The following is a 5,006-nucleotide window of genomic DNA, read 5'->3' as shown; positions in this document are numbered from 1 at the left end:
AGAGGTGGATCAGGAAATTTGAACAACACTTATAAGTGATATTTTGCTCCCCAAATGATGTTATAAACATCAATATATGGAGTATTTTATGGCACGTAGACCAAGAAGAAATCATTCAAATGATTTTAAAGCTAAGGTAGCACTTGCTGCGATTAAAGCAGAAAAAACACTTGCTGAATTGAGTGCTGAATTTGATGTTCATCAAAACCAAATTATCGACTGGAAAAATCAACTGATTTCAGCTTCCTCGCAAGCTTTCGATCAATCAAAAGCTCCAACAGAACCACCCATCGATCTAAAAAAACTACATGCAAAAATCGGTGAGCAGGCATTAGAAATTGATTTTTTAGAAGGTGTGTTGAAGAAACTGGGCCGCTTCAACCACAAAAGTTAATCGATGACTCACTTCAGATTTCAGTATCTAAGCAAGCTCAGCTGCTGAAAGTCTCCCGTGGTTGTTATTACTATCGCCCAAAACCTGTGAGTGCATCAGATCTGAAGCTGATGCGGTGTATGGATGAGTTACATATGCAATACCCTTTTGCAGGTAGCCGTATGATGCGTGATTTGTTGAATCGTCAAGGACATCATATAGGACGACGTCATACACGTACTTTAATGAAGAAAATGGGCATTAATGCGTTATATTGCAAACCAAATTTAAGCCAGGCTAATCAAGCTCACCGCAAATATCCATATCTGCTCAAAGGATTGGCTATTCAGCGCAGTAATCAAGTGTGGTCTACGGATATAACGTATATCCCTATGGCAAAAGGCTTTGTTTATTTATGTGCTGTGATTGATTGGCATAGCCGCAAGGTACTTGCGCATAGAGTATCGATTAGTATGGAGGTTACATTTTGCATAGAAACATTAAATGAAGCTATTGAAAAATATGGTCGACCTGAAATATTTAATACAGACCAAGGCAGTCAGTTTACCAGTGATGCATTTATTGATGTATTGAAATCAAATGACATCCAAATCAGCATGGATGGTAAAGGTCGATGGGTTGATAATGTGATGGTTGAACGATTATGGCGGAGCGTTAAATATGAAGAGGTGTATCTCAAAGCCTACAGCAATGTTTTGGATGCGAAGAAGCAATTAAACGCATATTTTGAATTTTATAATTTGAAACGACCTCATTCGAGTCTGGACAAAATGACTCCAGATGAGTTTTACTATGACCAGCTACCACAACAAAATAAGGTAGCTTAACTAGAGCAGAGTATCACTTATAAATAAGCTTTTAGTTGTTCAAACATGTGGGACCACCTCTTATTTAAAAAAAGGAAAGAAGATGAAAATTAAGTTTTTAACAGTTTCATTGATGCTTATTCTGCCATTTTCTGTTTTTGCAGCAAATACTGTAGTAGAAAAAGCGGTCATTGAATCAAATAATACATATAAGGCGAAGTATAACTTAGAGGATATGACTGAGTTTAATCAGGCTCAAAAGGGCTTTATTGCCAAGCCAACAGGTCAAATTAAAAGTGAGAAAGGCAATGTTATCTGGGATTTTGATGCATTTAGTTTTTTACAAGATCAAGCACCAAATACCGTTAATCCCACTCTATGGCGACAAGCAAAATTAAACAACAATGTTGGGCTATTTAAAGTAACAGATCGAGTTTGGCAAATTCGTGGTTTTGATTTGGCAAATATGACCATCATTCAGGGTGATACTGGCTGGATTATTGTGGATACATTAACCTCTAAAGAAACGGCTGAAGCAGCACTTAAATTTGCTAGACAGCATTTAGGTGAGCAAAAAATTTCAGCCATTATCTTTACCCATAGCCATATCGATCATTTTGGTGGTGCATTAGGCGTTCTTTCTAGCGAAGAAATTAACGCTAGAAAAACTCCAATTATTGCGCCAAAAGGCTTTATGGAAGAAGCGACCAGTGAAAATGTGATGGCAGGTTCAGCCATGATACGTCGTGCGACTTATATGTATGGAACTTTTCTACCTAAAAATGCGGAAGGATTGGTGGATACAGGTTTAGGTAAGGCTGTTGCTGTGGGAAAAATGGGCATCCTTGAGCCTACACAACTGATCACTCAACCAGAACAGAAAATGACGGTTGATGGCTTGGATTTTGTGTTTTATAACGTGCCGGGTTCAGAAGCACCAGCAGAATTAACGTTCTCTATCCCATCATTGAAACTTTATAACGGCGCAGAAATTCTATCTCATACCATGCATAATCTTTATACCCTTCGGGGTGCTAAAGTCCGTGATGCCTTAAAATGGGTGGGCTATCTAGACCAAGCAATGCAGCATGCCAAAGCATCCGATGTATTGATTGCACAGCATCATTGGCCTGTCTGGGGCAATGACAATATTCAAGATTTTATTAAAACCCAGCGAGATGTTTATAAGTTCACGCATGATCAGACGGTGAGATATATGAACTCTGGTTTTAATGGCGCTGAAATTGCCGAAAAAATTAAGCTTCCAGCGGCACTTGATCAAAAACTATATGCTCATGGCTATTATGGAACCCTAAAACATAATGTAAAAGCAGTATACCAATATTATATGGGATGGTTCGATGCCCATCCTTCCAATTTAGATCCATTACCCCCTAAAGCTGTTGCAAAAAAATATATTGAGTTAGCAGGTGGGGAGAACAATGCATTGAAAAATGCGCGGGATGCCTACGCTCAAGCTGACTATAGATGGGCTGCCGAGATTTTAAAACATATTGTGTTGAATAACCCTCAAAACCAACAAGCAAAAGACTTATTGGCGAATACTTATCGTCAATTGGGCTATGCTGCTGAGGCTTCAACTTGGCGTAATTTCTTTTTGGTGGGCGCTCAAGAGCTACAAAATAATGTACCCCTACAAAATACTTCTGATCCGAGTGATTTATTGATTCATACACCAACTGAAAGATTTCTTGAAGCTATGGCGACAAATTTAGATGTGGAAAATTTAAAAAATGAAAACCAGTGTATCAATCTGGTTTTGTCGGATACCAAAGAGCATTTTTCATTATGGGTTGAAAACTCAGTCATGCAGTTTAAGCGTTATGATGAAAGTAAAGATTTGGCATTGGATTGCCCTACATTAACCTTAACCAAGCCCTTATATCTAAAAATGATTACAGGTCAAATAGAAGGGGTAAAAGTCCTGCTTTCTAAAGACAGTAAAGTCAAAGGTAATCCACTGAAAATTGGAAAATTCTTTGCAATGTTTAAACGTCCAGATTCAATTTTCCCGATTGTGACTCGACCAAATGGCTAAGCTCAAATAAGTAAAGTCGAAACTTAAATTAATAGATCCAAAGAAATGGGTGAAATTATCAACTTGGTTCTCCCAATCTTATAACAGGAATACAAGAAATTATTTCTTGTATTCCTCTTTAAAATTAAAAGTAAGCTATATGTATTTTAACTCTATTGATACTTTATTAAATGGTTTTTGAATTTTTATACTTTATTTTCGATGGAGATATTTTTATTAGTAGCTTGTTTAAAAAAGATTTGTTTATTTTTCTATTAATTGCTTCTAAATAATAACTTCAATATTTTTGTGGTTAAAAGGCAAGGGGGTATTATGATGTGTTTTTTATTGAAAATAAGCTTTTATATTAGGTTAACTTGATTGCACTATTTGATGATTATATTGAGTAAATATATAGGTCATGATGATCATATCAATATCCGATAGTTTAAGAGCTCAATATTTGTTTTGCCAAGCTTATATTTTAGAGGTGGATCAGGAAATTTGAACAACACTTATAAGTGATATTTTGCTCCCCAAATGATGTTATAAACATCAATATATGGAGTATTTTATGGCACGTAGACCAAGAAGAAATCATTCAAATGATTTTAAAGCTAAGGTAGCACTTGCTGCGATTAAAGCAGAAAAAACACTTGCTGAATTGAGTGCTGAATTTGATGTTCATCAAAACCAAATTATCGACTGGAAAAATCAACTGATTTCAGCTTCCTCGCAAGCTTTCGATCAATCAAAAGCTCCAACAGAACCACCCATCGATCTAAAAAAACTACATGCAAAAATCGGTGAGCAGGCATTAGAAATTGATTTTTTAGAAGGTGTGTTGAAGAAACTGGGCCGCTTCAACCACAAAAGTTAATCGATGACTCACTTCAGATTTCAGTATCTAAGCAAGCTCAGCTGCTGAAAGTCTCCCGTGGTTGTTATTACTATCGCCCAAAACCTGTGAGTGCATCAGATCTGAAGCTGATGCGGTGTATGGATGAGTTACATATGCAATACCCTTTTGCAGGTAGCCGTATGATGCGTGATTTGTTGAATCGTCAAGGACATCATATAGGACGACGTCATACACGTACTTTAATGAAGAAAATGGGCATTAATGCGTTATATTGCAAACCAAATTTAAGCCAGGCTAATCAAGCTCACCGCAAATATCCATATCTGCTCAAAGGATTGGCTATTCAGCGCAGTAATCAAGTGTGGTCTACGGATATAACGTATATCCCTATGGCAAAAGGCTTTGTTTATTTATGTGCTGTGATTGATTGGCATAGCCGCAAGGTACTTGCGCATAGAGTATCGATTAGTATGGAGGTTACATTTTGCATAGAAACATTAAATGAAGCTATTGAAAAATATGGTCGACCTGAAATATTTAATACAGACCAAGGCAGTCAGTTTACCAGTGATGCATTTATTGATGTATTGAAATCAAATGACATCCAAATCAGCATGGATGGTAAAGGTCGATGGGTTGATAATGTGATGGTTGAACGATTATGGCGGAGCGTTAAATATGAAGAGGTGTATCTCAAAGCCTACAGCAATGTTTTGGATGCGAAGAAGCAATTAAACGCATATTTTGAATTTTATAATTTGAAACGACCTCATTCGAGTCTGGACAAAATGACTCCAGATGAGTTTTACTATGACCAGCTACCACAACAAAATAAGGTAGCTTAACTAGAGCAGAGTATCACTTATAAATAAGCTTTTAGTTGTTCAAACATGTGGGACCACCTCT

Annotated in this window: 3 protein-coding genes; all 3 read left to right on the top strand. The window is 36.9% G+C overall.

From position 1 onward, the window contains the following. Positions 1-76 precede the first annotated feature (76 nt). The 3 genes from MKL36_RS10630 (at position 77) to MKL36_RS10620 (ending at position 4,945) form a co-directional block, all read left to right on the top strand. A protein-coding gene (locus tag MKL36_RS10630) for an IS3 family transposase (RefSeq protein ID WP_085944219.1) occupies positions 77-1,221 on the top strand; the annotation gives its coding sequence in 2 pieces (ribosomal slippage) (positions 77-341 and positions 341-1,221; 1,146 coding nt in all). Positions 1,222-1,303: 82 nt separating this feature from the next. Then, positions 1,304-3,259, top strand: a complete 1,956-nt coding sequence (locus MKL36_RS10625; protein WP_000693745.1) for an alkyl/aryl-sulfatase — start codon at positions 1,304-1,306, stop codon at positions 3,257-3,259. Between the two features lie 541 nt (positions 3,260-3,800). After that, positions 3,801-4,945, top strand: a protein-coding gene (locus MKL36_RS10620; protein ID WP_085944219.1) for an IS3 family transposase whose coding sequence is annotated in 2 segments (ribosomal slippage) — positions 3,801-4,065 and positions 4,065-4,945 — 1,146 coding nt in all. Because the reading frame shifts where the segments join, the coding sequence is not laid out codon by codon here. Positions 4,946-5,006 lie beyond the last annotated feature (61 nt).

This window comes from Acinetobacter sp. AOR12_HL, assembly GCF_027855275.1.
GTDB classification, from domain to species: Bacteria; Pseudomonadota; Gammaproteobacteria; order Pseudomonadales; family Moraxellaceae; genus Acinetobacter; species Acinetobacter baumannii.
Note: the sequence above shows the minus strand (reverse complement) of the source record. Positions and strands in the feature narration are given on the sequence as shown.